21 protein-coding genes, 1 tRNA gene and 2 pseudogenes are annotated in these 24,245 nt (G+C 69.9%); 12 read left to right on the top strand and 12 right to left on the bottom strand.

Going from position 1 to position 24,245, the window contains the following annotated elements; genetic code table 11:
• Position 1 precedes the first annotated feature (1 nt).
• From ACE37J_RS14825 to ACE37J_RS14805, 5 genes are all read left to right on the top strand, one after another.
• On the top strand, positions 2 to 439 hold the full coding sequence (locus tag ACE37J_RS14825) for an N-acetyltransferase family protein (protein ID WP_409712265.1): 438 nt from the start codon (positions 2 to 4) through the stop codon (positions 437 to 439).
• Positions 436 to 1,809 carry a DUF2927 domain-containing protein gene (locus tag ACE37J_RS14820; RefSeq protein WP_409712263.1) on the top strand — a complete coding sequence of 458 codons (1,374 nt, stop codon included), beginning with the start codon at positions 436 to 438 and terminating at the stop codon, positions 1,807 to 1,809. Before ACE37J_RS14825 ends, ACE37J_RS14820 begins: the two co-directional genes overlap by 4 nt.
• A 95-nt stretch (positions 1,810 to 1,904) precedes the next feature.
• The gene (locus ACE37J_RS14815; protein ID WP_409712261.1) at positions 1,905 to 2,522 is read left to right on the top strand and encodes a GcrA family cell cycle regulator; all 618 of its coding nucleotides are present in this window, start codon (positions 1,905 to 1,907) and stop codon (positions 2,520 to 2,522) included.
• Between the two features lies 1 nt (position 2,523).
• Positions 2,524 to 3,336 (top strand): TIGR03084 family metal-binding protein, encoded by an 813-nt coding sequence (locus ACE37J_RS14810; protein WP_409712259.1) that lies wholly within the window; start codon positions 2,524 to 2,526, stop codon positions 3,334 to 3,336.
• Positions 3,333 to 4,163 (top strand): crotonase/enoyl-CoA hydratase family protein, encoded by an 831-nt coding sequence (locus ACE37J_RS14805; RefSeq protein WP_409712257.1) that lies wholly within the window; start codon positions 3,333 to 3,335, stop codon positions 4,161 to 4,163. Before ACE37J_RS14810 ends, ACE37J_RS14805 begins: the two co-directional genes overlap by 4 nt.
• A gap of 319 nt (positions 4,164 to 4,482) precedes the next feature.
• Here ACE37J_RS14805 and ACE37J_RS14800 read toward each other — a convergent pair.
• From ACE37J_RS14800 to ACE37J_RS14790, 3 genes and pseudogenes are all read right to left on the bottom strand, one after another.
• Positions 4,483 to 5,512 (bottom strand): annotated as a pseudogene (locus ACE37J_RS14800) (IS3 family transposase).
• A 192-nt stretch (positions 5,513 to 5,704) separates the two neighbouring features.
• Positions 5,705 to 8,047 (bottom strand): CHASE2 domain-containing protein, encoded by a 2,343-nt coding sequence (locus ACE37J_RS14795; protein ID WP_409712255.1) that lies wholly within the window; start codon positions 8,045 to 8,047, stop codon positions 5,705 to 5,707.
• 1,382 nt (positions 8,048 to 9,429) lie between these two features.
• Positions 9,430 to 9,825 (bottom strand): annotated as a pseudogene (locus ACE37J_RS14790) (FecR domain-containing protein); the annotation flags it as partial.
• 574 nt (positions 9,826 to 10,399) lie between these two features.
• Here ACE37J_RS14790 and ACE37J_RS14785 point away from each other — a divergent pair.
• A complete protein-coding gene (locus ACE37J_RS14785) occupies positions 10,400 to 10,744 on the top strand; it encodes an HNH endonuclease (protein WP_409712253.1) in 345 nt (114 codons plus the stop codon).
• A 298-nt stretch (positions 10,745 to 11,042) separates the two neighbouring features.
• On the opposite strand, the gene ACE37J_RS14780 is transcribed toward ACE37J_RS14785, so the two are convergent.
• Together ACE37J_RS14780 and ACE37J_RS14775 are read right to left on the bottom strand one after the other, a co-directional pair.
• Positions 11,043 to 11,597 carry a hypothetical protein gene (locus tag ACE37J_RS14780; RefSeq protein WP_409712251.1) on the bottom strand — a complete coding sequence of 185 codons (555 nt, stop codon included), beginning with the start codon at positions 11,595 to 11,597 and terminating at the stop codon, positions 11,043 to 11,045.
• A 160-nt stretch (positions 11,598 to 11,757) separates the two neighbouring features.
• Positions 11,758 to 11,833, bottom strand: a tRNA-Lys gene (locus tag ACE37J_RS14775).
• Positions 11,834 to 11,924: 91 nt separating this feature from the next.
• On the opposite strand from ACE37J_RS14775, the gene dapF reads away from it, so the two are divergent.
• A complete protein-coding gene (gene dapF, locus ACE37J_RS14770; RefSeq protein ID WP_409712249.1) occupies positions 11,925 to 12,764 on the top strand; it encodes a diaminopimelate epimerase in 840 nt (279 codons plus the stop codon).
• Positions 12,765 to 12,862: 98 nt separating this feature from the next.
• On the top strand, positions 12,863 to 14,125 hold the full coding sequence (gene mtaB / locus ACE37J_RS14765) for a tRNA (N(6)-L-threonylcarbamoyladenosine(37)-C(2))-methylthiotransferase MtaB (protein WP_409712246.1): 1,263 nt from the start codon (positions 12,863 to 12,865) through the stop codon (positions 14,123 to 14,125).
• Here mtaB and ACE37J_RS14760 read toward each other — a convergent pair.
• The 3 genes from ACE37J_RS14760 to ACE37J_RS14750 are packed head-to-tail and all read right to left on the bottom strand — an operon-like array spanning position 14,100 to position 17,634.
• Positions 14,100 to 14,951 (bottom strand): DMT family transporter, encoded by an 852-nt coding sequence (locus ACE37J_RS14760; RefSeq protein WP_409712244.1) that lies wholly within the window; start codon positions 14,949 to 14,951, stop codon positions 14,100 to 14,102. The genes mtaB and ACE37J_RS14760 overlap by 26 nt on opposite strands.
• 1 nt (position 14,952) lies before the next feature.
• On the bottom strand, positions 14,953 to 16,401 hold the full coding sequence (locus ACE37J_RS14755; protein WP_409712243.1) for a TrkH family potassium uptake protein: 1,449 nt from the start codon (positions 16,399 to 16,401) through the stop codon (positions 14,953 to 14,955).
• A 33-nt stretch (positions 16,402 to 16,434) separates the two neighbouring features.
• Positions 16,435 to 17,634 (bottom strand): YbfB/YjiJ family MFS transporter, encoded by a 1,200-nt coding sequence (locus tag ACE37J_RS14750; RefSeq protein WP_409712241.1) that lies wholly within the window; start codon positions 17,632 to 17,634, stop codon positions 16,435 to 16,437.
• 101 nt (positions 17,635 to 17,735) lie between these two features.
• Between ACE37J_RS14750 and ACE37J_RS14745 the strand changes: the two genes are divergently transcribed.
• Genes ACE37J_RS14745 through ACE37J_RS14735 form a run of 3 tightly spaced genes read left to right on the top strand, consistent with a single transcriptional unit; the run spans position 17,736 to position 19,880 of the window.
• Complete coding sequence (locus ACE37J_RS14745) at positions 17,736 to 18,551, top strand: DUF2182 domain-containing protein (protein WP_409712239.1); 816 nt, start codon at positions 17,736 to 17,738, stop codon at positions 18,549 to 18,551.
• An 11-nt stretch (positions 18,552 to 18,562) separates the two neighbouring features.
• On the top strand, positions 18,563 to 19,219 hold the full coding sequence (locus ACE37J_RS14740; protein WP_409712237.1) for a DUF1326 domain-containing protein: 657 nt from the start codon (positions 18,563 to 18,565) through the stop codon (positions 19,217 to 19,219).
• Between the two features lie 4 nt (positions 19,220 to 19,223).
• The gene (locus ACE37J_RS14735) at positions 19,224 to 19,880 is read left to right on the top strand and encodes a glutathione S-transferase family protein (RefSeq protein WP_409712235.1); all 657 of its coding nucleotides are present in this window, start codon (positions 19,224 to 19,226) and stop codon (positions 19,878 to 19,880) included.
• 148 nt (positions 19,881 to 20,028) lie between these two features.
• Here the strand turns inward: ACE37J_RS14735 and ACE37J_RS14730 are convergent, their stop codons facing one another.
• From ACE37J_RS14730 to ACE37J_RS14715, 4 genes are all read right to left on the bottom strand, one after another.
• Positions 20,029 to 20,670, bottom strand: coding sequence for a DUF3047 domain-containing protein (locus ACE37J_RS14730; RefSeq protein WP_409712233.1), 642 nt, complete (start codon positions 20,668 to 20,670; stop codon positions 20,029 to 20,031).
• Between the two features lie 302 nt (positions 20,671 to 20,972).
• Complete coding sequence (locus ACE37J_RS14725; RefSeq protein ID WP_409712231.1) at positions 20,973 to 21,383, bottom strand: DUF1330 domain-containing protein; 411 nt, start codon at positions 21,381 to 21,383, stop codon at positions 20,973 to 20,975.
• A gap of 68 nt (positions 21,384 to 21,451) precedes the next feature.
• A complete protein-coding gene (locus tag ACE37J_RS14720; protein ID WP_409712229.1) occupies positions 21,452 to 22,375 on the bottom strand; it encodes an electron transfer flavoprotein subunit alpha/FixB family protein in 924 nt (307 codons plus the stop codon).
• The gene (locus ACE37J_RS14715; RefSeq protein WP_409712227.1) at positions 22,375 to 23,136 is read right to left on the bottom strand and encodes an electron transfer flavoprotein subunit beta/FixA family protein; all 762 of its coding nucleotides are present in this window, start codon (positions 23,134 to 23,136) and stop codon (positions 22,375 to 22,377) included. Before ACE37J_RS14715 ends, ACE37J_RS14720 begins: the two co-directional genes overlap by 1 nt.
• A gap of 223 nt (positions 23,137 to 23,359) precedes the next feature.
• On the opposite strand from ACE37J_RS14715, the gene ACE37J_RS14710 reads away from it, so the two are divergent.
• Positions 23,360 to 24,244: a dienelactone hydrolase family protein gene (locus ACE37J_RS14710; protein ID WP_409712225.1), complete on the top strand. Its 885-nt coding sequence runs from the start codon at positions 23,360 to 23,362 to the stop codon at positions 24,242 to 24,244.
• Position 24,245: the final 1 nt, after the last annotated feature.

Genomic DNA, 24,245 nt, shown 5'->3' with positions numbered 1-24,245 from the left:
CATGCTGACGATCCGCCCGCTCGAATCCCGCGACCATGCCGATTGGCGCCGGCTCTGGACTCTTTATCTCGCCTTCTACGAGACCGTCCTGCCCGAGGAGATATACGAGACGCACTGGCGCCGCCTCCTCGGCGACGATCCGCAGGATTTCCACGGCCTGATCGCGGAGAAGGACGGTGCGGCCCTGGGCCTCACGCATTACGTTTTCCACCGCCACGGCTGGAAGATAGAGAACACCTGCTACCTGCAGGACCTCTATGTGGACGAGGCCGCGCGGGGAACTGGCGCGGGCCGCGCGCTGATCGAGGCGGTCTATGCCGCGGCGGACGCGGCGGGCTGCCCCTCCGTCTACTGGCTGACGCAGGACTTCAACGCCACCGCGCGGCGGCTCTATGACCGGGTGGCGAAGAAGACCCCGTTCATCGTCTACCGGCGGTGAACGGGCGCGCCGCGCTCCTCCTTCTCGCGCTGGCGGGCTGCGCGGCGGGGCCCGGCCCGGACGAAGTCTATCGCGAGGCGGACCGGTCGCGCCCGCACGAGCTCGCCCCGCGCCCGGATTACCCCGGATACGGAGAGAAGATCGGCCGGAACGGCGGCGACTGGTCCGCCGAAAGCCTGACGGAGGATTTCCTCGAACTCGTCTTCGTCACCGAATGGGGCGACCGGAACGAAGCCCTGCTCCGCTTCGAAGGCCCGGTTCGCATCGCGCTCGCCGGGCCGGAACTGGCGGCCTACCGGCCCTACGCGGCCGATCTCGTCGCGCGGCTGAGCGCGGGCGCGCCGGGCCTCGACCTCTCGCTGGCTGAGGGAGGCGAAGGGGAGATCACGCTCAGGACGGCCCCCGCCGATGAAATGTCGGCCGTGGCGGAGGACGCCCTCTGCTTCTTCCTCCCCTTTTCGGGCGGCTGGCCGGAATTCCGAAAGGCGGCGGCGGAGGGCCGGCCCTTCTGGCGCGGGCTGGAGCGGTTCGAGGCGATCACCGTCTTCCTGCCGGCCCATGCCGCGCCGCACGAGATCCGCGCCTGCATCGAGGAGGAGGTGACCCAGGCGCTCGGCCCGGCGAACGACATCCTGAGGCTCGAGGATTCGATCTTCAACGACGACAACGTCCAGGTGAAGACGACGGCCTTCGACCTCCTCATGCTGCGCGCCCTCTACGACCCGTCGATGCGCGCCGGCATGGGCGAGGCGGAGGCGCGGCGCGCCGCCCGGGCCGTGCTAGCCCCGCTCGCGCAAGGCGAGGCGACGCGGCCGCCCGGCCCGCGGGACGGGGCTTACGCGGCCCTCGCCGCCCGCGCGGCCACGGCGGAGGCGTCGGCGGAACGCTTCGTCTGGGCCCGGCGGGCGATACGTGAGGCGGAGGCCTTCGGGCCCGAGGATCACCGGCTGCCCGCCGCAATTCTGGAGGCGGGGCACATCGCGTTCTTCGCCGGGCGGGAGGCGGAGGCGGCGGCGCTGCTGCGGGAGGGGGAGCGGCTGCTGCTCCGCCGGCTCGGGCCGGATTCGCTGCGCCTCGCCGATCTTCGGGGCGATCTCGCCGCCGTCCTGATGCGCCGGGGGGAGCCCGCCGAGGCGCTCGCCGCGCTCGACCCCGCCGTCACCGTCCTCGCCCGGCACGGGGCCGACTGGCGGCTCGCCCATGCGCTGCGCTGGCGCGCGCTGGCGCTCTCCGAACTCGGTCGCGGCTCGGAGGCGGCGCGTGAAGCCCGAAGGGCGCTCGACTGGGCCGCCTATGTCTATGGCGGGGACAGCCGCGCGCTCGCCGCCTGGCGGCTCGATTTCGCCGCCGCGGGGCTGTCCGGCGCCTGAAGGCGGCGCGCCCCGCGCTTGCATCGCGGCCGCCCGCGGCTAGAATGCGCGCCTTCCGCCGGGGCCTCCGGCGAGACGATCAACCGGAGCGAGCCATGTCCTGGACCGACGAGCGCGTCGAGATGCTGAAATCCATGTGGAACGAGGGCCAGAGCGCGAGCCAGATCGCGAAGACCCTCGGCGGCGTGACGCGCAATGCGGTGATCGGCAAGGTCCACCGCCTTGGCCTTTCGAACCGGACGGCGGGCGGCAAGACCGAAGCCGAGGCGAAGGCGGCTCCCGAACCGGAGGAGACGCCCGTCGTCGTCGAGGCGCCGGAGCCGGAAGAGGCCGCCGCGCCGGCTCCGGAGCCGGAGCCGGAACCCGTCGCCTCCCGGGCGCCCGCCGCCCAGCCCGCGCCCGCCGCCGCCGCGCAGACCGGCCGGCGCGAGCCGCCGCCCCCCACCCCCGCGATGATCGAGGACGCGCAGCGCACGGCGGAGACGCTGGCGCTGATGGAGCGGAAGGCGAAGCGCATCACCCTGCTCGAACTCACGGAGCGGACCTGCAAGTGGCCGATCGGCGACCCGGCGACGGATGATTTCTTCTTCTGCGGCCTGCCCTGCCATCCCGGAAAGCCCTATTGCGAGGCGCATGTCGCCGTCGCCTTCCAGCCGATGTCCTCCCGCCGCGACAGGGACAGGAACCGCGTCCGCTCCGGCGGATTCCGCTGAGATGCGGGAGGCGGATGATTTCCGCGCCGAATCCCGCGCCCTCGCCGCGATCCTCGCCCCGCTTGACGACCACGCGCTGAAGGCGGAGACGCTCTTCAAGGGCTGGACGATCGAGGAGGTGCTGGGCCATCTCCACATGTTCAACATCGCGGCGCAGCTGAGCCTGCAGGAGGACGGCGCCTTCGACGCCTTCCTCAGCCCCGTCTTCGCCGCCATCGCGGAGGGGCGCTCGATGATCGCGGCGCAGGACGCATGGCTGGACGAAGGGCTCGGCGGCCTCCGCGGCGCGGCGCTCCGCGACGCCTGGGCCGAGACGGCGGAGCGGACGGCGGACGCCTATCTCGACGTCGATCCGAAGCGGCGCCTGAAATGGGCCGGGCCGGACATGTCCGCCCGCTCCATGATCACCGCCCGCCAGATGGAGACCTGGGCGCACGGGCAGGAAGTGTTCGACATCCTCGGGCGGGAGCGGGAGGAGGCAGACCGGGTGCGCAATATCTGCCATCTCGGCGTCGCGACCTATGGCTGGACCTTCGTGAACCGGGGCGAGACGCCGCCGGAGCCCGCGCCCTTCGTCCGGCTGACCGGCCCCTCCGGCGCAATCTGGGAATGGAACGAGCCGCGCGAGGACGAGCGCGTGGAGGGCTCCGCCGTCGGCTTCGCGCAGGTCGTGGCGCAGACACGGAACGTCGCCGATGTCGACCTCCGCGCGACCGGGCCGAACGCGGCGCGCTGGATGGCGGTCGCGCAGTGCTTCGCCGGCGCGCCGAACGACCCGCCCCCGCCGGGGCTCCGCCGGAGGGCGGGTTCGTGAGCGGCTTCTTCCGGCTTGAGCGGCCCGCGGAATTCGGCGGCGCCGTCGCGCATCTCGTCATGGCCCGCCCCGACAAGGCGAACGCCATGAGCCCGGAGTTCTGGGAGGAGCTGCCGGCCCATATCGCCGCGCTGGAGGCGGACGCGTCATGCCGCGCGCTGGTGATATCGGGCGAAGGGCGGCACTTCACCGCCGGTATGGATCTCTCCGCCTTCGAGGGGATAACGAAGCTCGCCGAGGGGGAGCCCGGGCGCGGCGCCTATGCGCTCCGCGCGCTGATCCTCAGGCTCCAGCGCTCGATCACCGCGCTGGAGGACGCGCGCTTCCCCGTCATCGCAGCCATCCACGGCGCGTGCATCGGCGGCGGAATCGACCTCGTGACGGCGGCGGACATCCGCATCGCCTCGGTCGAAGCCGTCTTCGCGGTGGAGGAGATCAATATCGGCATGGCGGCCGATGTGGGCACGCTCCAGCGCCTGCCGCGTCTCATTCCGCCAGGGATAGCGCGCGAGCTTTGCCTCACCGGCCGTCGCTTCACCGCCGAGGAGGCGCGGGGCTGGGGCCTCCTGAACGCGCTCCATGACGGACGGGAGGCGACAGTCGCCGCGGCGCTCGCCATGGCGGGTGAGATCGCGGCGAAATCCCCGCTCGCCGCCGCAGGGGTGAAGCGGTCCCTCGTCTACGCCGCGGAGCATTCCGTCGCGGACGGGCTGGACCAGATCGCGACATGGAATGCCGGCGCGCTCCGCGCCGCCGACCTCACCGAGGCGATCACGGCGCGGGCGCAGAAGCGGCGCGCGCTCTTCCCGGATCTCCCAGCAGCCTGAAAGTCGTCTCGCCGGAAAAAGATGGCGCGTCGCCCCGTAGCGCGCCATGCGCGTGCGTGCGCCGCGTGCTGACGGATGAAATCTCACGGCTTCGCACGGATAAGCGCAAGGCCCGCCTTGGTTCGCTACTGATCGCGAGCAATAAAATACAAAGAAAATAGAATTTTGCAAAAAATACTTGATAAATGACATTAAGCTTGTGATCCGCTCCGAGAGGGCGCGTGCATCCTCACAAAGCGCATTTCGAGGTCATAGGCAGAGGTGGCTCGGCTTGTCTGAACACCGTCCGGGGTGTTTGTGAGTGGGTCGGCCGCCCCTTTCAGGCTGCCGCCGGGATCGGCGTCGCCAAGTTGATGTATGCTTGGTCGGGGGTTTTCCCGCCAAGCGATGAATGCGGCCTCTTGCTGTTGTAGAAACCGAGATGCCGGCTGATCGAAGCGCGGGCTTCGGAGACGCCGGCGCAGGCACTGAGATAGACCTCCTCGTATTTGATCGTCCACCAGAGCCGTTCGACGAAGACATTGTCGCGCCGTCGGCGTATGCGCCGCCCCCTTGTCGTCCATGCTGATCCCGATTTCGGCGGCCTTCAGAACCTTGGTGAAGTCGGTAGAGGTGAACTGGCTTCCCTGGACGCCCTTCTGTGTGTCAAGCGGCGATGCGGGCCTGACGGATCTCCTTCTGCCGATCGCGGATCAGGGCGAACCCCCGCGCCATGGGCACGTAGGTGATGTCGGTCGCCCAGACCTGGTTGGGCCGTGTCACCGCCAGGTTGCGCAGCAGATATGGATAGATCTTGTGCCCCGGCGCCGGCTTCGACGTGTTCGGCCGCCGGCAGGCTGCCTCGACGCCCATCTTTTTCATCAGCGTCGCAACGTGCCTGCGGCCGACCTCGCGGCCTTCCGCCTTCAGCATGTCCCGCAGCATCCGGCTGCCGGCGAACGGATGATCGAGGTGCAATTCGTCTATGCGCCGCATCAGCGCCAGGTCGGCCTCCGAGGCTAGGCGGGCCAGATAGCAGACGCTGCCCCGGCTGATTCCGAGCGCCTTCGCTTGCCCGCTCAGCGGCAGTCCATGGGACCTGTCGATCATCGTCTTGCGCTCGCCGGCAGTCCGGCCTTGCCGAGCGCGCCCTCTAAAAAATCGTCGGCCAGCGTCAGCTCGCCGAGCTTCGCATGCAGGACCTTCACGTCGACCGCCGGAGCCGCGTCGGCCTTGGCGCCATCACCGAAGACCGCCGTCGCACCCTCCAGAAGCTCCCCGCGCCATTGTGTGATCTGGTTCGCAAGCACATCGAACTGCTGCGCCAGCTCCACCAGCGTCTTCTCCCCCTCGATGGCCGCAATCGCCACCTTCGCCTTGAAGGCCCGGCTGTGGTTCCGGCATGGTCGTTACGTAATGGTCGCTCCTCGCTTCTCGGCAATCTTCTTGCCGATCTCGAGCGGCTTCACCACTCAGAACTCCCGTTCAGATTTCCCGAGCCAACTCTCTTCTCGATGGCATCATCGCCCGCCCTTCGCGTGAAGCGAGACTAGCGGGATACGTCAGGCGGGCCCGTCGGCCGGCGAGGCCGATCGAGGCGTGACGGGGGCTCCCGGGAGGTGAATCGTGGCTGTCGTGCCCACATGAAGCGTGGATCGAAGCGACAAGGTTCCACCGTGACGTTCAATGAATGCCTTTGCCACAGTCAGGCCGAGGCCGGCGCCTTCGAAACCCCGGCTCGCAGATTTGTCGACCTGCTCGAAGGGCTCGCAGCAGCGCGCAAGGAACGAAGGCGGCATGCCGAGCCCATCGTCAGAGATGACGATGTCCGCGCCGCCGTTCGCGGCCTCCCCCACAGTGATCCGGACGGCGCCTCCCGCTTCTGAAAACCGGATCGCATTGCTCAGGATGTTGCCGATAGCCTTCTGGATCGCGAGCCTGTCCACATCCAGCGGATACTTCGGGCCGGCCGCCGAGAAGGCGACGTCGATCCCCGCCTGCTCCGCCCGAGCGCTCTGGAGCCTGACGGCCTCCCGGGTCAATTCGACGATGTCGACCGGCGCCGTGTCGATGGTCAACCTGTCTATCTCCGCGTTGGCGTAGTCGAGTATGTGCGTGAGCAGCCTGAGGAGGCGCGCGCCGCTGTTCCTGATCTCGCCCGACATCTGCTTGTAGGCGTCGGCCCCGAGCGGGCCGAAAGCCTCATCGTTCATGATGCTTGAGAACCCGATGATGGAGTTCAGCGGGGTCCGGAGTTCATGGCTCATCGTCGCCACGAACTCCGTCTTCGTTCGCGTCGCCGCTTCCGCCCTGACCTTCAGATCGCGAAGCAGCGCCTCGCGCCGCCTCGCCGCGCGCTCCGCCTGCACGATCCCTGTCACATCGCGAACGAGAACGATCCAGACCCGGTCGCTCTCCTCGTCGATAGAGGTCACCGCGACCTCGGCGTAGAAGCGTTCCCCGTTCTCTCTGGCGCAGACGGCCCTGCGGCGATGGCCGTTCCAGGATCCATTTGTCAGGGCTTGGCGCATGTCCTCCAGATCTCGAAGTCGCGGCCAGAGGCAGTAGCTGCCGATGGCAAGCGACTTCGCAACATCATCGCGATCCACGAGGAATAGGTCCGAAGCCGCGCGGTTGAGCGTCTTCACCGCTCCCGACGAGTCGAGCGTGACGAGACCGTCTTCAAGGTTTTCGGCGACCCGGCTCATGAAAAGGTTGGCCCGGTTGAGGGCCAGCGACTTGGCGAGAAGACGTATATCGAGTTGGGCGACTCGGCCCGCGTAGGCGACCGGCACGCTCAGGGCGAGGGCGACGACCGCAGGCGCGACATCGAGGATGAGCGGCCATTGCGCCTGCGTCAGCACCGATGCTGAGAAGGCGAGGCCGCCGCCTCCGCTCAGGGAGGCGATCACGGAGCGCAGGTTCGCTTGCAACTGGGTAAGCGCCGCGAGGAACGCGACCAGCGCGGTGAACGCGGCAACAAGCAGCGCCGGGGCGCGCTGCAACTGCCTTCCATCATCAATGCTTTGCGCCGCCAGAATCTGGATCACCGGCCCCGGCAGCGAGCCGAAGCGCGGGGCCGGCGCGATGTCTCCGAGCTCGACGGCCGTTGCGCCGATCAGAATTCGACGTCCCTTGATTTCCGCTGGATCGAAGCGGCCCGCGGCGATGTCGACGAAGGGGATGACGGAGATTGTTTCCGGATCGAAGCTGAAGTCGATCCAGAAGGGCTCCGGCTCCGGGTCCATCTCTGCGAGTTCGACGAACATTGCGGCCATCGCGCCGCCGCGGAACGTTCTTTCCGGGATGGCGCGCCAGATTCGACCGTCCTCTTGCAGCGGCATGAGGACCGAGGCCGGCTCCGCTTCGTTCAGCAGGTCGTCCATCGGCGCGACTTCGGCGCCACCGTCCGGGTCTGAAAAAGCCGCCAGAAATACCGGGGCCTCGGCCCGCGCCAGCGATCGCGCCAACGCCGCATCCTCTTCCGGGATTGAGCGCGCGCTGAAATCGACGTCAAAAGAGACGGAGGCCGCCCCGGCCGCATCGAGTCGGTCCAAGGCGAGGCCGTGGATGCGCCGCGGCCACGGCCAGACCCCGATCTCGTCGAGGCTTTGGCGATCGATCTCGACGAGCAAAATCTCTTCGGAGACGACGCGTTCCGCAAATGCGAAGCGGATCTCCAGCAGGCGCAGTTCCGCGAATTCCAGAAAGCCGGAAGCGTAGAGCGCGATCGCGACGCCGGATGTCAGGATCGCACGTCGCGTCGCCCTCAGGCTAGTTGAGAAGAGCGAACCCGCTCCGGCTTCGGTCGCCTGCGCTCCCTTCGCCGTTGAACGATCGCCGGCCGGAGATGGCGATGGACTTGGAGACAAGGCCTCGATGCTTCCTGTGCTTGACGTCGACAAGGTTCAGCCGCCCTTGCCGCCACCCTGACCGCCGCCGGAACCGCCGCCCTGGCCGCCGCCGGAGCCTCCACCCTGGCCGCCGCCGGAACCGCCGCCCTGGCCGCCGCCGGAACCGCCACCCTGGCCGCCGCCGGAACCGCCGCCCTGGCCGCCGCCGGAACCGCCGCCCTGGCCGCCGCCGGAGCCTCCACCCTGGCCGCCGCCGGAACCGCCGCCCTGACCGCCGCCGGAGCCGCCGGAGCCGCCGCCGGCGCCGCCGGAGCCTCCACCCCGGCCGCTGCCGGAGCCGACACCGACCGCCGCCGAACGCCGCCTGACCGCCGCCGGAACCGGCCGTGACCGCCGCCGACCCGCCGCCCTGCCCCCGCCGGAGCCGCCGCCCTACCGCCGCCGCGCCGCGGCCGGCGCCGCCGGAGCGCCGCCCTGCCGCCCGCCGGCCGCCGCCGCCCTGGCCGCCGCCGGCCCGCCGCCCTGACCGCCGCCGCGAGCTCCGCCCCGGCCGCGCCGCCGCCGCCGCCGCTGACGCCGCCGGACTCCGCCCCGCCGCCGCCGGAGCCGCCGCCTGACCGCCGCCGGACCGCCGCCCTGACCGCCGCCGGACGCCGCCCTGGCCTGCCGCCGGAGCCTCCACCTGGCCGCCGCCGGAGCCGCCGCCCGCCGCCGCCCCGGACCGCCGCCCTGCCGCCCGCCGGAGCCGCCTGCCTGCGCCGTTCGCGCCTCCGCCTGGCACCCCCGCCGCCGCCGCCGCCGCCGGCCGCGCCGCGCCCCGCCGGCCGCCGCCCGCGCCTCCACCTGGCCGCCGCCGGCGCCTCCGCCCTGCCGCCGCCCGCGCGCGCCGCCGCTGCGCGCGCCGCCGCCCTGCCCCGCGCCCGAGCCGCCGCCGCTGCCGCCGCCCGCGCCCCGCCCTGGCCGCCGCCCGCGCCTCCACCCTGGCCGCCGCCCGCGCCGCCGCCCTGGCCGCCGCCCGCGCCTCCGCCCTGGCCGCCGCCGGAGCCGCCGCCTTGGCTTCCGCCCGCGGTCGACCCGCTAGACCCTCCACGAGCGCTCGACGATGCGCCTACCGCAGCGTCATTCGAGGTGGCTGCCGGACCGGTCACTCCTGAATTCGACGCTGCGGCAGGACCGGCCGTCGCCGCCGCCGCCGCCGGCGCTGCCGCATCTGTCGCCGTCGCTGCTGCAGGGGCCGCCGCCGCCGGCGCGGCGCTCGACGCTTGACTCGCCGGTCTGCCGGCCATCGACGAACTCGTCCCGGCAAAGGATCCGCGCGAAGCTGCGGCGGCACCGACGGAAATACCGCCATTCGCGCCTGCGGTCGAAGCTGACATTCCCGCCGAAACGTCGGCCGTGTCTCCTCTTGCGCTCTCAACGGAGACCGCGCCGTCGAAGACGCTGACCGACTCGACTCCCTCGGTCGAGTCGACCGCGAAGCCTGTTCCCTTCACGACGACCGTCATCGTCGGCGCTCGGACCTTGAACCGGCTCGCGGATCGCTTTCCGACTTCGTAGATGGCGCGTCCCTGCGGCTGGTCGACCACGACGTCGCGCCCGTCGTCCGTCAACTCCACGATCGTGGAGGCTTCGACTTCAATGGAATCGAATCCCCTCGCAAGAACGGCTAAGCCGTCGGGACCCGTCCTGACGGTCGATCCGAGAGGAAGGGTCTTCAGTTCCGAGGCTTGACGCCATGGCGCCGCTTCCCGCGCGCGGTATTCTACGAGCCCGGTGGCGCGGAGCACCGCCCAACCGTCCTCTGCAGCGCGCACAGGCGACAGAAGCATGAAGAGGGCCAACAGACCGATGAGCGGGATCGATACCGCGAACGACGCTCGTCGCGCCTTCGCCAGAACAAACATCGACACCATGCACCCTACTCCACCAGATGCTTCCCAAGAGACTTGGCCTCTGGTGCACTTGAGGAATTAAGATCCGGTCTCCTTTCGTGCGGTCTGGCCGATCGATCACGGGGGAATCCGATCAAATCCTTTTCATTCTGACCTAGTCGCCCTCAGACCAGAACATCCGGGCGCGCAGGGTCATGTCATCGTCGCTCATCAGGTGCCTGAGAGCGTGTGTTGGACGGTTTGCGCCCACCGCTTGACAAGGGTCACGACTGTGGAGACTAGGAAGAGGGTTTAGGCGACGCGGGCTAGCTGCTCGTAGTCTTGGGCGAGGCGGCAGCGCTTCATTGACTAGGCGAAGCTGCGCTCGAACACGCAGCCGCTGCCCGGGAGCGGTTTGCTCGCAAACCGCGATAGGTGCCGACGAATTACTGCGAAACCTGTTATCCAGGGCCTATGATGGACGATCTCGAACGTGACGTGAGCCTCGTCCTTCGCCTAGGGCGACTTCCAGGTGGTCTTCACCGATCTTTACGCCCGGAGCTGCGCGGTAACCCAGGAGCCGACGCTTCCGGCTCTGGAAGCGGCGCACATCCGGCCTGACGCCGAAGGCGGGGCGCACGGGCCGAGCAACGGCGTTCTGCAGCGGCGCGAAATGCATAGCCTCTTTGACGCTGGGTATGTGACGATCACTCCCAGCCTGCGCCTCGAAGTCAGCCCGCGCATCCGCGAGGAGTTCGACAACGGGACACACTATTTCGCTCTGCGTGGCAGAGAGATCGATCAGCCCACTGACGCAAGGTGGCGTCCCGATCCAAAGGCGCTCCGTTGGCACAACGATAAGCGGTTCAACGGTTAGGCCGAAAAAAACCGGCGAAATTTCTCTCGGGGGCGATCAGAGACTTGAGGCGGCGCGGTGGGGAGCCCGGCTGGGGGTGGCGGCCCCTCCGGCCCGGCGGTCGATCCGATCCGGCCGCGCTGCGACCTAGCCCCCGACGCTGGAGCGGCGGGCCCGCCTGCCGGCGCGAGTTCGGCGAGAGGGTCGGCGTTGCTGCGGCGGGGCTGTCTCCCCTGCCGGGCGAGCCTGCCGCGCATCTTCTCACTGCGCAGAGGGCGGAGAGAAGAGCGAGCCGCGGCCCGCCCCCTGTCACGTAACGTCAGACGCACTTGGCGAGGCGCTCGCGCAGCACGTCCCACCGGTCAACGTAGGCGTCGCCAAGGAACAGGAGCGTGTGCGCCATCAGGGCGAGGTCAGCCGTGCAGGTGATCGGCGCGCAGACCAACTGCATCGCCAACCCGCTCGCCTCCTTGACCGCATCGCTGTCGCCTTCCTCGTTCGCCCGGTCCTCCGTGGCGACCCATGCGAGATAGAGCCGCCGCGCCTCCGTGTCGGGCCGGGTGCCTGTCACAGCACAGGCCGAGGCTGCGGCGACGAGGATCGAGCGCGCGGCCCGCTCCACCTTGCCGACCGCGCTGTCAGGCTCCGGGGCGTTGGCAGTCGCCGCGGCGATAACAACCGCGGCGAGGTCAGCCAGTGTCGTGATCGGCGCGGCCAGCACCGTATCAAGCGCCGCGTCGGCCTCGTCGTCGGAGCCCTGCGGCCCGTCCACCCGCGCCTCTGCATCCATCAACGCCCGGAAGCGCCGCGCGGCCTCCGTCTCTGCGCCGGGGAGCAAGATGGGGGCGGAGGTCGTCTCAAGCATCGTCGTCATCGGTTCGTCATCTCGGGATCGGGTTTCATGGTGCAAAGCCGAGGAATCCGGGAGCGCCCCGAGAGGGGAAAGCATGGGCGAACTGTCCCCCAGTTGTCCCTCAAAGAGGCTAGGTTGCAGATCATCGCCGACTGCGCAGCACATAACCCCTTGAAAGATTTGGTACGCCCTGCGGGACTCGAACCCACGACCCACTGATTAAAAGTCAGTTGCTCTACCAACTGAGCTAAGGGCGCGCCGAGGGGAGCCATAGGAACGGCGGCGACTGAGGTCAAGGCCGAATCCGGGCTTCTGGCGCCGCGCGCCCCGCGGCTGTATATGCGCGGCATGAGCGCCTCCCTTCCTCCCCCCGGCTTCGTGAAGATGCACGGGCTCGGCAACGACTTCGTCGTGATCGACGCGCGCGGGCGCGCCGATCCGATGTCGCCCGCGCGCGCCCGCGCGATAGGGGACCGGCATCGCGGCGTCGGGTTCGACCAGCTCGCCGTCATCCTCGACGATGCGGAGGCGGACGCCCGGCTCGTCTTCTGGAACGCGGACGGCACGACAGCCGGCGCCTGCGGCAACGCCACGCGCTGCGTCGCCTCCCGGCTGATGGCGGAGCGCGGCGAGCGGAGCCTCATGCTCCGCACCGAGCGCGGCCTCCTCGCCTGCGCGGGGCTGGCGGACGGCCGCATCCGCGTCGACATGGACGCCCCCCTCCTCGGCTGGCGCGACGTGCCGCTGGCGGAGGCGTGCGACACCGCCCGCCTGTCCCTCCCCGGCGCGCCCGCCGCCTGCTCGATGGGCAACCCGCACTGCACCTTCTTCGTGGAGGACGCCGACGCCGTGGACCTCGCCGCGCGCGGGGCGGAGACGGAGCGCAATCCGCTCTTCCCCGAGCGGACCAACGTCCAGTTCGTGACCGTTCTGGCGGAAGACCGCGCCCGCGTGCGCGTCTGGGAGCGGGGCGTGGGCGTGACGCTCGCCTCCGGCTCCTCCTCCTGCGCCGTACTCGTCAATGCGGTCCGCCGCGGGCTCATGGGCCGCCGCGCGGCGCTGATCCTCGACGGCGGGGAGATCGAGGTCGAATGGCCCGCCGACGATGCGGGCGTGCTGATGACGGGCCCTGTCGCCACGGTTTTCGAGGGCGTGCTCGGCCCTGCGATCTGGGAGGGCGCGGAATGAACGCGCCAATACGCTCAAGCAGCGCAAAGCGCGATAGCGCGGTAAAGAATCCGCGCTCAAGCAGCGCGAAGCGCGATAGCGCTAACAAGACTACTCCGGTGTTCGAAACCTTCGGCTGCCGGCTGAACCTCTACGAGACCGAGGCGATGAAGGCCCTCGCCGCCGAGGCGGGGCTGGAGGGCGCCGTCGTCGTCAACACCTGCGCGGTGACGGCGGAGGCCGTGCGGCAGGCGCGCCAGCGCATCCGCCGCCTCCGGCGGGAGAATCCGGAGGCGCGCATCGTCGTCACGGGCTGCGCCGCGCAGACGGAGCCCGGAACCTTCGCCGCGATGCCGGAGGTCGATCTCGTCCTCGGCAATCTCGAAAAGATGAGGGGAGAGAGCTGGCGCGCCCTCGCCGCGCCGGATTTCCGGCCGCCGACCGAGAAGATCCTGGTGGACGACATCATGTCCGCGCGGGAGACGGCGGGGCACCTCATAGACGGGTTCGGCACGCGCGCCCGCGCCTATGTGCAGGTCCAGAACGGCTGCGACCATCGCTGCACCTTCTGCATCATCCCCTATGGCCGCGGCGCCTCCCGCTCCGTTCCCGCCGGGGTCGCGGTGGAGCAGATCGCGCGGCTCGTCGATCAGGGCTATGCGGAAGTGGTGCTGACCGGGGTGGACATGACCTCCTGGGGCGCGGACCTGCCCGGCGCGCCGCGCCTCGGCGACCTCGTGCAGCGCATCCTCCGGCTCGTCCCCGGCCTCGCGCGTCTCCGCATCTCCTCCATCGACTCGGTGGAGGCGGACGAGGCTCTGATCGAGGCGATGCAATCCGAGCCCCGGCTCATGCCACATCTCCATCTCTCGCTCCAGGCGGGGGACGACATGATCCTGAAGCGGATGAAGCGGCGGCACCTCCGGGATGACGCGATCCGCTTCTGCGCCGATCTCCGCGCGCGCCGGCCCGGCATGGTGTTCGGGGCGGACATCATCGCCGGCTTCCCGACGGAGACGGAGGCGATGTTCGAGAATTCGCTGCGGCTGGTGGAGGAATGCGGCCTCACCTGGCTCCATGTCTTCCCCTATTCGCCGCGGAAGGGCACGCCCGCGGCGCGGATGCCGCAGGTCGAGGGCGGCGCCGTCAAGGAGCGGGCGGCGCGCCTTCGCGCGGCGGGCGCGGCGCGGGAGGCGGCCTATCTTGCCTCCGAGATCGGCGCGGAGCGGACGATCCTGATGGAGAGCCCCCGCCGGGGCCGGACCGAAGGCTTCGCCGAGGTGGAGCTGGCGGAGGATCGCCCGATCGGCGCGCTCGTCCCCGTGCGGATCGCGGGGCTCGGGCCGAAGGGCCGGCTCACCGGCGCGGCGCGAGCAGCCTGAGCCCGAGCCCGGCGAAGACGATCAGCGCCAGCCCCGCCGCCGCCAGAATGTCCGGCAGGTCGCCGAACGCCGCCCAGCCGAGAAAGGCCGCCGAGGGCAATTGCAGATAGATGAGCGGCGCCAGAACCGCCGCCCGCTCCCGCGCATACGCCATCACGAGGAAGAGATTGGCGAGGGCGGAAAAGAGCCCAGAACCGATCAGGAGCCAGGGCGCCTCTCCGACCCGCCCGATCTCCGCCGCGCCGAACGGCAGCGCAAGCAGGCAGCCGAAGACGAGCTGCCCCGCCAGCTGCCCGAGCGGGCGGCCGAGCGGCGCGCTCCACCGTGTCGCCGCGTTGAAGGCGCCGTAGCTGAGCCCGCCGAAGAGCGCCCAGAGGAGGCCCGGATTCATCTCCGCCGAAGGCCGCGTGACGAGGAGGACGCCGAGGAGCCCGAGCCCGAGCGAGAGGAGGTCGCGCTGCGTCACCCGCTCCCCGAGCAGCGCCCAGGCGAGCAGCGTCGCCGCCGCCGGCGCGATGAAGAAGGCGCCGAACACATCCGCCAGCGGCGCATGGCCGACGGCGTTTACCATCCCCGTGATCCCGCCCGCGACGCAGAGCCCGCGGAGCGCCTGCGCCGCGAGGAAGCGCGGGGTCAGAAGCGGCGCCTGGCCGAAGGCGATGGAGAGAGGGAGGAAGACGGCGGCGCCGAGGAGGAACCGCGCGAGGATCACCGGCGCCGGCCCCATCTCCGTCGTCCGCTGGATCTCCTTGGCGAAGGCGTCGCCGACCGGAATGGTCAGCGCGCTGAGGCACATGAGGAGAAGCGCCAGCGCGCCCGGCCGCATCTCAACCGCGCCAGAAAGCGCGGGTGAAGAGGACGAGGACGGAGAGAAGCTCGAGCCGCCCGATCAGCATCGCGGCCGAAAGCACCCACTTCGCCGAATCCGGCAACCCCGCGAAATTGCCCGCCGGCCCGATTTCCGGCCCGAGCCCCGGGCCGATATTGGCCAGCGCCGTCGCCGCGCCGGAGATCGCGGTGATCGGCGCGAGCCCGATCATCGAGAGAATGACGGAGAAGACGCCGAAGATCAGGAAGAAGAAGAAGAGGAAGCTCATGACGGAAGAAATCACCTCCGGCTCGATCGGCCGGCCGCCGAAACGGGGCGTGAAGACGCCGTGCGGCGATTGCAGCCGCCGCACCTGCGCATATGCCGCGGCGAAGAGCACCTGATAGCGGAAGATCTTCGCCGAACAGACCGTCGAGCCGGAACAGCCGCCCACGAAACCGAGGATGAAGATGAGCGTCACCGGGAACGCCCCCCAGGTCGTGTAGTCCGCGCTGGCGTAGCCGGTGCCGGAGATGATCGAGACGGCGTTGAAGAGCGACTTCCGGAACGGCTCCTCCGTCACCCCGTCGTTGTCGATGAAGAGATAGAGCGTCAGCACCGCGACGGAGACGGCGACCACGCCGAGGAAGGCCCGCACCTGCGGATCCTCGAGAAGCGGGCGCGGCGCGCCGCCCGCGATCTGCACGAAGCGGATGAAGGGCAAGGCGGCGAGGATCATGAACAGCGAGGCGATGTACTCCGAGGCCGCGCCGTAGGAGGCGAAGGACGAATCCGTATTGGAAAAGCCGCCCGTCGCCAGCGTCGTCATCGCATGCACCGTCGCGTCGAGCGTGGACATGCCCGCGGCGGCATAGGCCAGAAGGCACATCAGCGTGAGCGCGAGATAGACCCAACCGATCGACTGCGCGATCTCAGCCGCCCGCGGCAGGATCTTCCCCAGCGTGTCGAACGCCTCCGCCTTGAAGAGCTGCATGCCGCCGACCTTCAGCGCCGGCAGGAAGGCGACGGCGAAGATGATGATGCCGAGCCCGCCATACCATTGCAGGAGCCCGCGCCAGAGGAGGACGCCGGGCGGCATCCGCTCCAGCCCGGTGAACACGGTGGAGCCCGTCGTCGTCATCCCGCTCATCGCCTCGAAGAAGGCGTCGACGAAGCGCGCGTTGGGCGCGCCGAAGACGAAGGGCAGCGCGCCGAAGAGCGGCAGCGCGAGCCAGGAGAGGGTCGTGAGGAGGAAGGTCTGCTGGATCGTGAGCCCCGCGCTCCTCCCTTCCCGGCAGGCGAGCACCGCCGCGCCCCCGAAGAAGACGGAGATGACGCCGGAAAGCGCGAAGGCGCGCCAGTTGGCCGAGCCATGCGCCGCATCGACCAGCGCCGGGGCGATCATGGAGAGGCCGAGCCCCAGGATGAGAAGGCCGATCACGTAGGCGATGGGGCGCGGGTCGAGCATCGGGCCGGAGCCTTGGCGGCGCCGCGGCGGCTGTCAAGCGCCGCGGGCAGGCGCGAGCGGCCGCTGCATCGCCGCCGCAAGCGCGCCGAGCGCAAGAACGAGCCCGCCAGCGAGCAGCCCGTCGCCGACATCGCCGGTGATGTCGCCGATCAGCCCGGCGACGACCGGCCCCGCCGTCTGGCCGAGCGCGAAGACGAGCGTGAAGAGGCTCACCGCCGCGCCCCATCCCGCCTCCGGCAGGTTGCGGCGGGAAAAGCTCGTCACCGCCCCCGGCGCCATGAAGACCGTAAGCCCGAAGAGCGCGCCCGAGAGCAGCGCCCCCGCCGGGCCGAGCGGCAGGAGCGCCGGCATCAGCGCCCCAACCGCCAGCACCGCCATCACGAGCGCGAGCGGCGCGCCCGAGGAGAAGCGGGCGAAGACCGGCCGCCAGAGCCAGGGCGAGGCCGCGATGCCGAGCCCGATCACCGCCCAGAGGAGCGAGACGAGGCCCGGCCCCGCCCCCCGCTCCTGCATCGAGGCGACGAGGAAGGTGATGTAGACGATGTAGCCGAGCCCGAAACAGGCATAGCCCGCAATCTCCCATCCCATCCGCCGGAGCGGCGGCGGCGCCCCCCGCGCCGGCCGCCCGGGCGGCGGGCGGAGCCGGGCGGCGGACCAGAGGCAGGCGGGGAGGAAAACCAGCGAAAGCACGCCGAGCCCGATCCAGGCGAGGGGCCAGGCCCCCGATCCTTCGAGCGCGAAGAGCCACGGGAGCGCCGCCGGCGGCAGCATCCCGAGCCCGCCGCCGACCCCGAAATAGACCGCGATGGAAAGCGCGTTCCGCCGCGGGTCGTCCCGCCACAACAGCGCCGAAAGCGCGCCCCCGGCGATGAAGGCCGCGGCGCCGCAGATCCCCGTCAACACCCGCCAGAGCGTCAGCAGCGCGAAATCGGAGGAGAACCCGGTCGCGAGCAGAAACAGCGCCGTCCCCCCCGCCCCCCAGGCGAAGAGCCGCGCGGCGGAGACGCGGCGGACGAGCGCCAGCGTCCCCGCCGCGCCGATGACATAGCCGAGCGCGTTCGCCGTGTTGATCCACCCCGCCTCCGCGTAGGTCCAGCCAAGATCGGCGCGCATGGCCGGCAGGATCAGGCCGTAGGCGAAACGCGCGAAACCGTTGGTGACGGCGACGCCGAGCGTGAGGCCGAGCAGCACGGCCCAGGGGCGGGCGACGACGGGGGCGGCGGAAGCGGTCATGGGAACCATCGGGAAGCCGCCCCCTTGTCGCGCCGCCGCGCCCGCCTGTCCACCGCCCTTGCGGGGCTGGACATCGCAGCGCGCCTGTCGTTTCTGAGGCCATGAACCAGCGGGCGAGACCGGCCTGGGGCGCCTTCCGCCCCGATGACGCGCGCGTCGCGGCGGCGGGCGCGGCGCTCGCCCTCGCCGCCGCTTTGTGGCTCCTCGCCGTCTCCGCGATGGGCGGCGCCGATTCCTGGCTCGTGGAGCTCTGCCGCGCCGCCTTCACCGGGGAGGCGGTGAGCGCCGCGCCCGCGCCGCCCCTCTCCCCGCTCCTTTTCGCCGAGCTCTGGGCGATGTGGGCGCTGATGATGGCGGCGATGATGCTGCCGGCGATGGCCGCCGTCCTCGCCCCCTTCGCGGACATTGCGGGGATCGGCGCGCGGGGCGCGCGCTTCTGGGGCCTCGTGAGCGCCTTCTCGGGCGGCTATCTTCTCGTCTGGGGCGGCTTTTCCGGCCTTCTCGCGGCCGCGCAGCTCGCGCTGCGCGAAGCGCGGCTGATCGGCTTCGACGGGGCGGCGGCGCCCTTCGCCGCCGGCGCGCTCCTCCTCCTCGCCGGGGCCTGGCAGTTCAGCGCGGTCAAGCAGGCCTGCATGGTGAAATGCCGCGCGCCGATGGCCTTCCTCATGGCCGAATGGCGCCCCGGCGCCGCGGGCGCCGCCCGGCTCGGCCTCCGGCACGGGATGCACTGCCTCGGCTGCTGCGCGGCGCTGATGGGGTTGATGTTCGTCTTCGGCGCGATGAACCTCTGGTGGATGGCGGCGATCTCGCTCTACTGCCTCGCGGAGAAGATCGCGCCCGGCGCGGAAAGATGGGGCCGCTGGGCCGGGGCCGCGATGCTCGGCGCCGGCGCGGCGATGATCGGGATGCAGGTCTGAAGGAGAAGGGAATGGCGAAGGCGGCGACGAAAGAGCGGGCGGAGGCGAAGGCCGAGCGTCCGGAATGGCGGGTGAAGGGCGAACTCGCGCTCAACTGCAATTGCGACGTGTTCTGCCCCTGCGTCGTCTCGCTCGGGCAGGCGCGGCCCTCGATGGGCTATTGCCAGGCGTGGCTCGGCGTCCGGATCGACAAGGGCCGCTATGGCGACGCGGACCTTTCGGGCCTCCACATCGCCATGCTGCTCGACATTCCGGGCCGCATGTCCGAAGGCAACTGGACCGCCGCGCTCTATGTGGACGAGCTGGCGGATGACGAGCAATACGAGGCGCTGGAGCGCATCATGTCCGGCCGCGCCGGGGGCACGACCGGGCTCTTCACCATGCTCGTCGGCAATTTCCTCGGCTCCCGGCGCGAGGCGGTGACCTATTCGACTGACGAGGCCGGGGTCCGCACGATCACCGCCGGGCGCGCGATCTTCGGGCAGGTGAAGCCCGTCGACGGGGCGGACAAGGGCAAGCCCGTCAACATCGAGAATACGGGCTACTGGATGGGGCCAACCGTCACCGTCGGCGTCGGGCTCAAGTCCAAGCTCAGGGATTTCGGCCGGGTCTGGAATTTCGACGGCAAGTCGGCCGAGATCTGCTCCATAGACTGGCGGGGCCCGTAAGCCTTTGGAGATCGTCCTCTACGGCGTCGCCGTCTCCGCCTTCGTCGCCAAGGTCCGCATCGCGCTGGACTGGAAGGGACTGCCCTATCGGGAGGAGACGCCGCCCGGCGGCTACGGCTCGCCGGAATACCGCGCCCTCGTGCCCGCCGGCTCCGTGCCGGGTATGGTGATCGACGGCCAGGCCTTCCACGGCTCCAACGCCCTTGTCGAGCTGATCGAGGAGCTGGCTCCCGCCCCGGCGCTCCTCCCCGCCGATCCTCTCGGCCGCGCCCGCGCCCGCGCCCTGCTGGACTTTCACGACAACCGGGTCGAGGCCGCCGCCCGCGCCATGTTCCCGCTGGTGAAGCGGGACTGGCGGGCGGAGCCCGCTTCGGTGGAGGAGGGCGTCGCCGCCGTGGAGGCGGCGCTCGCCCGCCTCGCCGATCTCGTCGCCCCCGCGCCTTTCCATCTCGGCGCGGAGCCGACGATCGCGGACATGGCCTTCCCCGTCACGCTCCAGATGGCGGAGATGATGGCGGCGGAAATGGCCCGCCCCCTCGCCCTCCCGCCCGCGCTGGACGAATGGCGGAAGGCCGCCTCCGCCCTGCCCCCCGTCGCGCGCTCTCTCGGCATTGCGGGCGCGGCGATGGAGACATGGCTCGCCGGCTTCCGCCGAGGGTGAGACTGGTGGCGCGAACACAGGGATAGCCGGCTTCAAGGTGCCCGCCAGCCCCGGGCAGGAACACTTCGCCGCAGATGAGCTGGATGGCCGCCAAGGGTCAGGAACGGCGAGCCTATAGCTCGACGAGCACGCCGGGCGCGCAGCTTTGCTACTCCAGAACGAGACCGGAGACCGAGGCGCGGATACGGCTGTCCGTGTCGTCGCTGTCCGCCGAGACGGCGAGACCGACCAGCGCCAGACCCTCCGCCCCGAATGCGCGTTTCAGGTCTTCGGCAAGATCCACCTGCTCCATGTATTCGCCGACGCCCGCCGGACGCAGCATCACCGCAATGCCGCGCTCCCCGAGATAGGGGCTCGCCACGAGCGCGTCACGGTCGTAGTCGCCGCCCCAGATATAGGTCAGCGTCAGCGCGCTCGGCTCGTCCAGAATGGCGGCCACGCTTTCACCGCGCAGTCGCTCCGCGTCGCCCGGCGGCAGGAACACGGCGTAGATCGACAGGTTCCGGTCGTCCGCACCTTTGCGCGCAAGATCCGTCGCCGGCGCGCTCTCCTCCACCCGCCAGGACCATCGCGCCGTCCGCATGTTCCACGAATCCGGCTCCAGCATGGTGTAGATCAGCGACACCGAGTCGTCCGACACGACGTCGAGGCGCGGGCCTTCCCGATGATAGTCGTTGTTGGAGAAGATCGAGAAAGGCTGGTGCGTCCAGTCGTCAAAGCTGATCTCGTTCGCCGTCGCCGGACTGGCGACGGCGGCGAGCATCATCGCAGTTCGAAGGGACGTCTTCATCTCCATCTCCAGAACGCGTTCCTTCCAGAAGAAAGACCGATCCGTGGACGCGTCAACCATGCGGTTCGCGCACGGGCGCCCGCCGGATCGGAGAGGGAGCCCGGTTCGCCATCGAAATCCGGACGCCCGGTGACGAGTCGGGGCCAGTTCCGTGAGCCGCCGCATAGACAAAAGGGGCGACAGATATGGGTCTGGTCTCTTCCGTCAGTGCGCTTGCGGCCGACTGTCACCAAAATGTCATATTTCAGAATAGTCTTTTACGCCAGATACATGACCCCCCTGCGCACTGTGCGCACACATCTTCACCCGAACCCCTTGCCCGCCTCCGCGTCGCCCAGGCGGATCAGCCGGCTGTCCGCCACGGCGGCCTGCCGGTGCTTCACCGCCTCGCGATAGATCGGGTCCGTGACCATGGCGAGGAAGGCGGCGGCGGAGGGGTAGCGGGCGATGAAGACATGGTCCCAGGCCTCGTCCTCCGGCCCGATCAGCACCGCCTCGAAGTCGCCGCGCCAGAGGATCGACCCGCCCACCTTCGCGAAGACCGGCCCGCTCTCCCGCCCGTAGGCGGCGTAGGCCTCCGCCCCCGTCGCCTCGCGACCGTCCGGGTAATCCGCCCGCTCGCGGAGGCGGACGAGGTTCAGCATGTTGATCGGCTTGTCCCGCGGGAGCGCCTTGAAGGCGTCGAATTGCGGGCGGGTCGGGTCGATGTGCATGGCTGGCTCCGGAACGGAAAGGGCCGCCCATTCCGGCGCGGCCCCCCTGCCCTGTCAACCCGAAGGGCTCAGCCGAGCGCGGCCTCAAGCTCCGGCATGATCTTGAAGAGGTCGCCAACGAGGCCGTAATCGGCCACCTGGAAGATCGGCGCCTCCTCATCCTTGTTGATGGCGACGATGACCTTCGAGTCCTTCATCCCCGCCAGATGCTGGATCGCGCCGGAAATGCCGACGGCGATATAGAGCTGCGGCGCGACGACCTTGCCCGTCTGCCCCACCTGCCAGTCGTTCGGGGCGTAGCCCGAATCGACCGCGGCGCGGGAGGCGCCGACGGCGGCGCCGAGCTTGTCCGCCACCTTCTCGACGATGGTGAAGTTCTCCTTCGAGCCGATGCCGCGCCCGCCGGAGATGACGATCTTGGCCGAGGTGAGATCCGGCCGGTCGGAAGCCTGCACCTTGTCCTCCACGAAGGCGGAAAGCGCCGGGTCCGCCGCGGCGGAAATCGCCTCGACCGGCGCCGACCCGCCCATCCCCGCCGCGCCGAAGCCGGCGGTGCGGATGGTGAAGACCTTCTTCGCATCCGCGGTCTTGACGACCTGCAGCGCGTTGCCGGCGTAGATCGGCCGCTCGAACGTGTCGGCGCCCTTCACGACGGTGACATCGGAGATCACCATGACGTCGAGGAGCGCCGCCACGCGCGGCAGGATGTTCTTGCCGTTGGCCGTGGAGGGGGAGGCGATGTGCTCGTAATCCCCGGCGAGCGAGGCGACGAGCGCCGCCGTCGGCTCCGCCAGCATCGCGCCATATAGCGCGTCGCCGGCATGGAGAACCTTCGCGGCGCCTTCCATCTTTGCGGCCTCCGCCGCGGCTTCGGACGGGCCGCAGACAAGGATCGTCACCGGCCCGAGGTCATTCACCGCGGTCAGCGCCTTGGCGGTCTGGTCGACGGAGAGCGCGCCCCCGGCGACGTCGGCGAGAAGAAGAACGGCCATCAGAGCACCCCCGCTTCGTTCTTGAGCTTGGAGACGAGTTCGGCGACGTCCGCCACCTTCACCCCCGCCTTGCGCGAGGCGGGCTCGGAGGTCGAGACGACGGAGAGCCGCGGGGCGACGTCGACGCCGTAATCCGCCGGCGTCTTCTCATCCAGCGGCTTCTTCTTCGCCTTCATGATGTTCGGCAGCGAGGCGTAGCGCGGCTCGTTGAGCCGAAGGTCGACGGAGACGACGGCCGGCATCTTCACCGAGATGACCTGGAGCCCGCCATCGACCTCCCGCGTCGCCTTCGCCTGTCCGTTCTCGATCTCGAGTTCGGAGGTGAAGGTCGCCTGCGCCCAGCCGAGAAGGGCGGCGAGCATCTGCCCCGTCGCGTTCATGTCGTTGTCGATCGCCTGCTTGCCGCAGAGGATCAGCCCCGGCTGCTCCGCATCGGCCACCGCCTTCAGCAGTTTCGCGACGGCGAGCGGCTCGATATCCGTGTTCACGTCATCGGCCGCGACGATGAGGATCGCGCGGTCCGCGCCCATGGCGAGCGCCGTCCGCAGAGTCTCCTGCGCCTGCTTGACGCCGATGGAGACGGCGACGATCTCCTCCGCCTTGCCGGCCTCCTTCAGACGGATGGCCTGTTCGACCGCGATCTCGTCGAACGGGTTCATCGACATCTTCACATTCGCGAGATCGACGCCCGATCCGTCCGCCTTCACGCGGACCTTCACGTTGTAGTCGATCACGCGCTTGACCGGCACCAGCACCTTCATGCGCGTCTCTCCTTGTCGCGCCCCTCCCGGGGCGATTCACTTTGCGGCGGTTCTACGCCGCTTCCGCCTGCGGGTCATCGCCTGAATCCGGCCTTTCCGGAGCCGAATCGCCGCTTCGATGAGTTCCGACTTACTTGACGTTAACGTAAGCGTCAATATTCAACCCTTCGCCGCTCCGCCGCTTCGGGCTACCGTTCCGGATGAAGACACGGGAGCCCACGCCATGAAACGCAAGTCCGCCGCCGATTTCGACCCATTCATTCTCGAACTCTTCGACGGCTACGTGCACGGCCGCGTCACGCGCCGGGAGTTTCTGGACCGTGCCGGCGCGGTCGTCGGCGTCGCGGCGGCGGCCGCCGCGCTCGCGGCGCTCTCGCCCGACTACGCCCGTGCGAATCAGGTTCCGCCCGACGATCCGACAATCGAGTGGAGCCGCGTCGAGTATCCCTCGCCCGAGGGCCACGGCGCGATCAGCGGCCTGATGGCGAAGCCCGCGGGCGCCGCCGGCCCGCTCCCCGCCGTCCTTGTCGTCCACGAAAACCGGGGCCTCAATCCCTATATCGAGGACGTGGTGCGGCGCGCGGCGAAGGCCGGCTTCCTCGCCCTCGGGCCGGACGGCCTCTCTGCGTTGGGCGGCTATCCGGGAACAGACGAGGAGGGCCGCGCGATACAGGCGAGCCTCGACCCGGCGAAGCTGATGGAGGATTTCTTCGCAGGCTTCGAGCATCTGCTGACGCATCCCGAAAGCACGGGCAAGGTCGGCGCGGTCGGCTTCTGCTATGGCGGCGGGGTCTGCAACGCGCTCGCCGCGAACTATCCCGAAATGGCCGCCTCCGTTCCCTATTGCGGGCGGCAGGTCGCGGCGAAGGAGGTTCCGGCGATCCGCGCGCCTCTCCTCCTTCACTATGCGGAGAACGACCCGCGCATCAACGCCGGTTGGCCCGCCTATGAGCTTGCGCTCCGCGAACACGGCAAGACCTATGAGGCGCATCTCTACCAGGGGACGCAGCACGGCTTCCACAACGACACGACGCCCCGGTATGACGAGGAGGCCGCCGCGCTCTCATGGGAGCGGACGCTCTCCTTCTTCCGGACGCATCTGGCCTGAA

Source organism: Pikeienuella sp. (assembly GCF_046290545.1).
In the GTDB taxonomy this organism is placed as follows: Bacteria; Pseudomonadota; Alphaproteobacteria; order Rhodobacterales; family Rhodobacteraceae; genus Pikeienuella.
Note: the sequence above shows the minus strand (reverse complement) of the source record. Positions and strands in the feature narration are given on the sequence as shown.

Bases quoted from the DNA above. Each gene is read 5' to 3' on its own strand.
- ACE37J_RS14750 (WP_409712241.1), bottom strand. From the start codon at position 17,634: ATGACCGCTTCCGCCGCCCCCGTCGTCGCCCGCCCCTGGGCCGTGCTG.
- ACE37J_RS14755 (WP_409712243.1), bottom strand. From the start codon at position 16,401: ATGCTCGACCCGCGCCCCATCGCCTACGTGATCGGCCTTCTCATCCTG.
- ACE37J_RS14810 (WP_409712259.1), top strand. From the start codon at position 2,524: ATGCGGGAGGCGGATGATTTCCGCGCCGAATCCCGCGCCCTCGCCGCG.
- dapF (WP_409712249.1), top strand. From the start codon at position 11,925: ATGAGCGCCTCCCTTCCTCCCCCCGGCTTCGTGAAGATGCACGGGCTC.
- ACE37J_RS14780 (WP_409712251.1), bottom strand. From the start codon at position 11,597: ATGACGACGATGCTTGAGACGACCTCCGCCCCCATCTTGCTCCCCGGC.
- ACE37J_RS14740 (WP_409712237.1), top strand. From the start codon at position 18,563: ATGGCGAAGGCGGCGACGAAAGAGCGGGCGGAGGCGAAGGCCGAGCGT.
- ACE37J_RS14760 (WP_409712244.1), bottom strand. From the start codon at position 14,951: ATGCGGCCGGGCGCGCTGGCGCTTCTCCTCATGTGCCTCAGCGCGCTG.
- ACE37J_RS14815 (WP_409712261.1), top strand. From the start codon at position 1,905: ATGTCCTGGACCGACGAGCGCGTCGAGATGCTGAAATCCATGTGGAAC.
- ACE37J_RS14825 (WP_409712265.1), top strand. From the start codon at position 2: ATGCTGACGATCCGCCCGCTCGAATCCCGCGACCATGCCGATTGGCGC.
- ACE37J_RS14725 (WP_409712231.1), bottom strand. From the start codon at position 21,383: ATGCACATCGACCCGACCCGCCCGCAATTCGACGCCTTCAAGGCGCTC.
- ACE37J_RS14720 (WP_409712229.1), bottom strand. From the start codon at position 22,375: ATGGCCGTTCTTCTTCTCGCCGACGTCGCCGGGGGCGCGCTCTCCGTC.
- ACE37J_RS14745 (WP_409712239.1), top strand. From the start codon at position 17,736: ATGAACCAGCGGGCGAGACCGGCCTGGGGCGCCTTCCGCCCCGATGAC.
- ACE37J_RS14730 (WP_409712233.1), bottom strand. From the start codon at position 20,670: ATGAAGACGTCCCTTCGAACTGCGATGATGCTCGCCGCCGTCGCCAGT.
- ACE37J_RS14710 (WP_409712225.1), top strand. From the start codon at position 23,360: ATGAAACGCAAGTCCGCCGCCGATTTCGACCCATTCATTCTCGAACTC.
- ACE37J_RS14715 (WP_409712227.1), bottom strand. From the start codon at position 23,136: ATGAAGGTGCTGGTGCCGGTCAAGCGCGTGATCGACTACAACGTGAAG.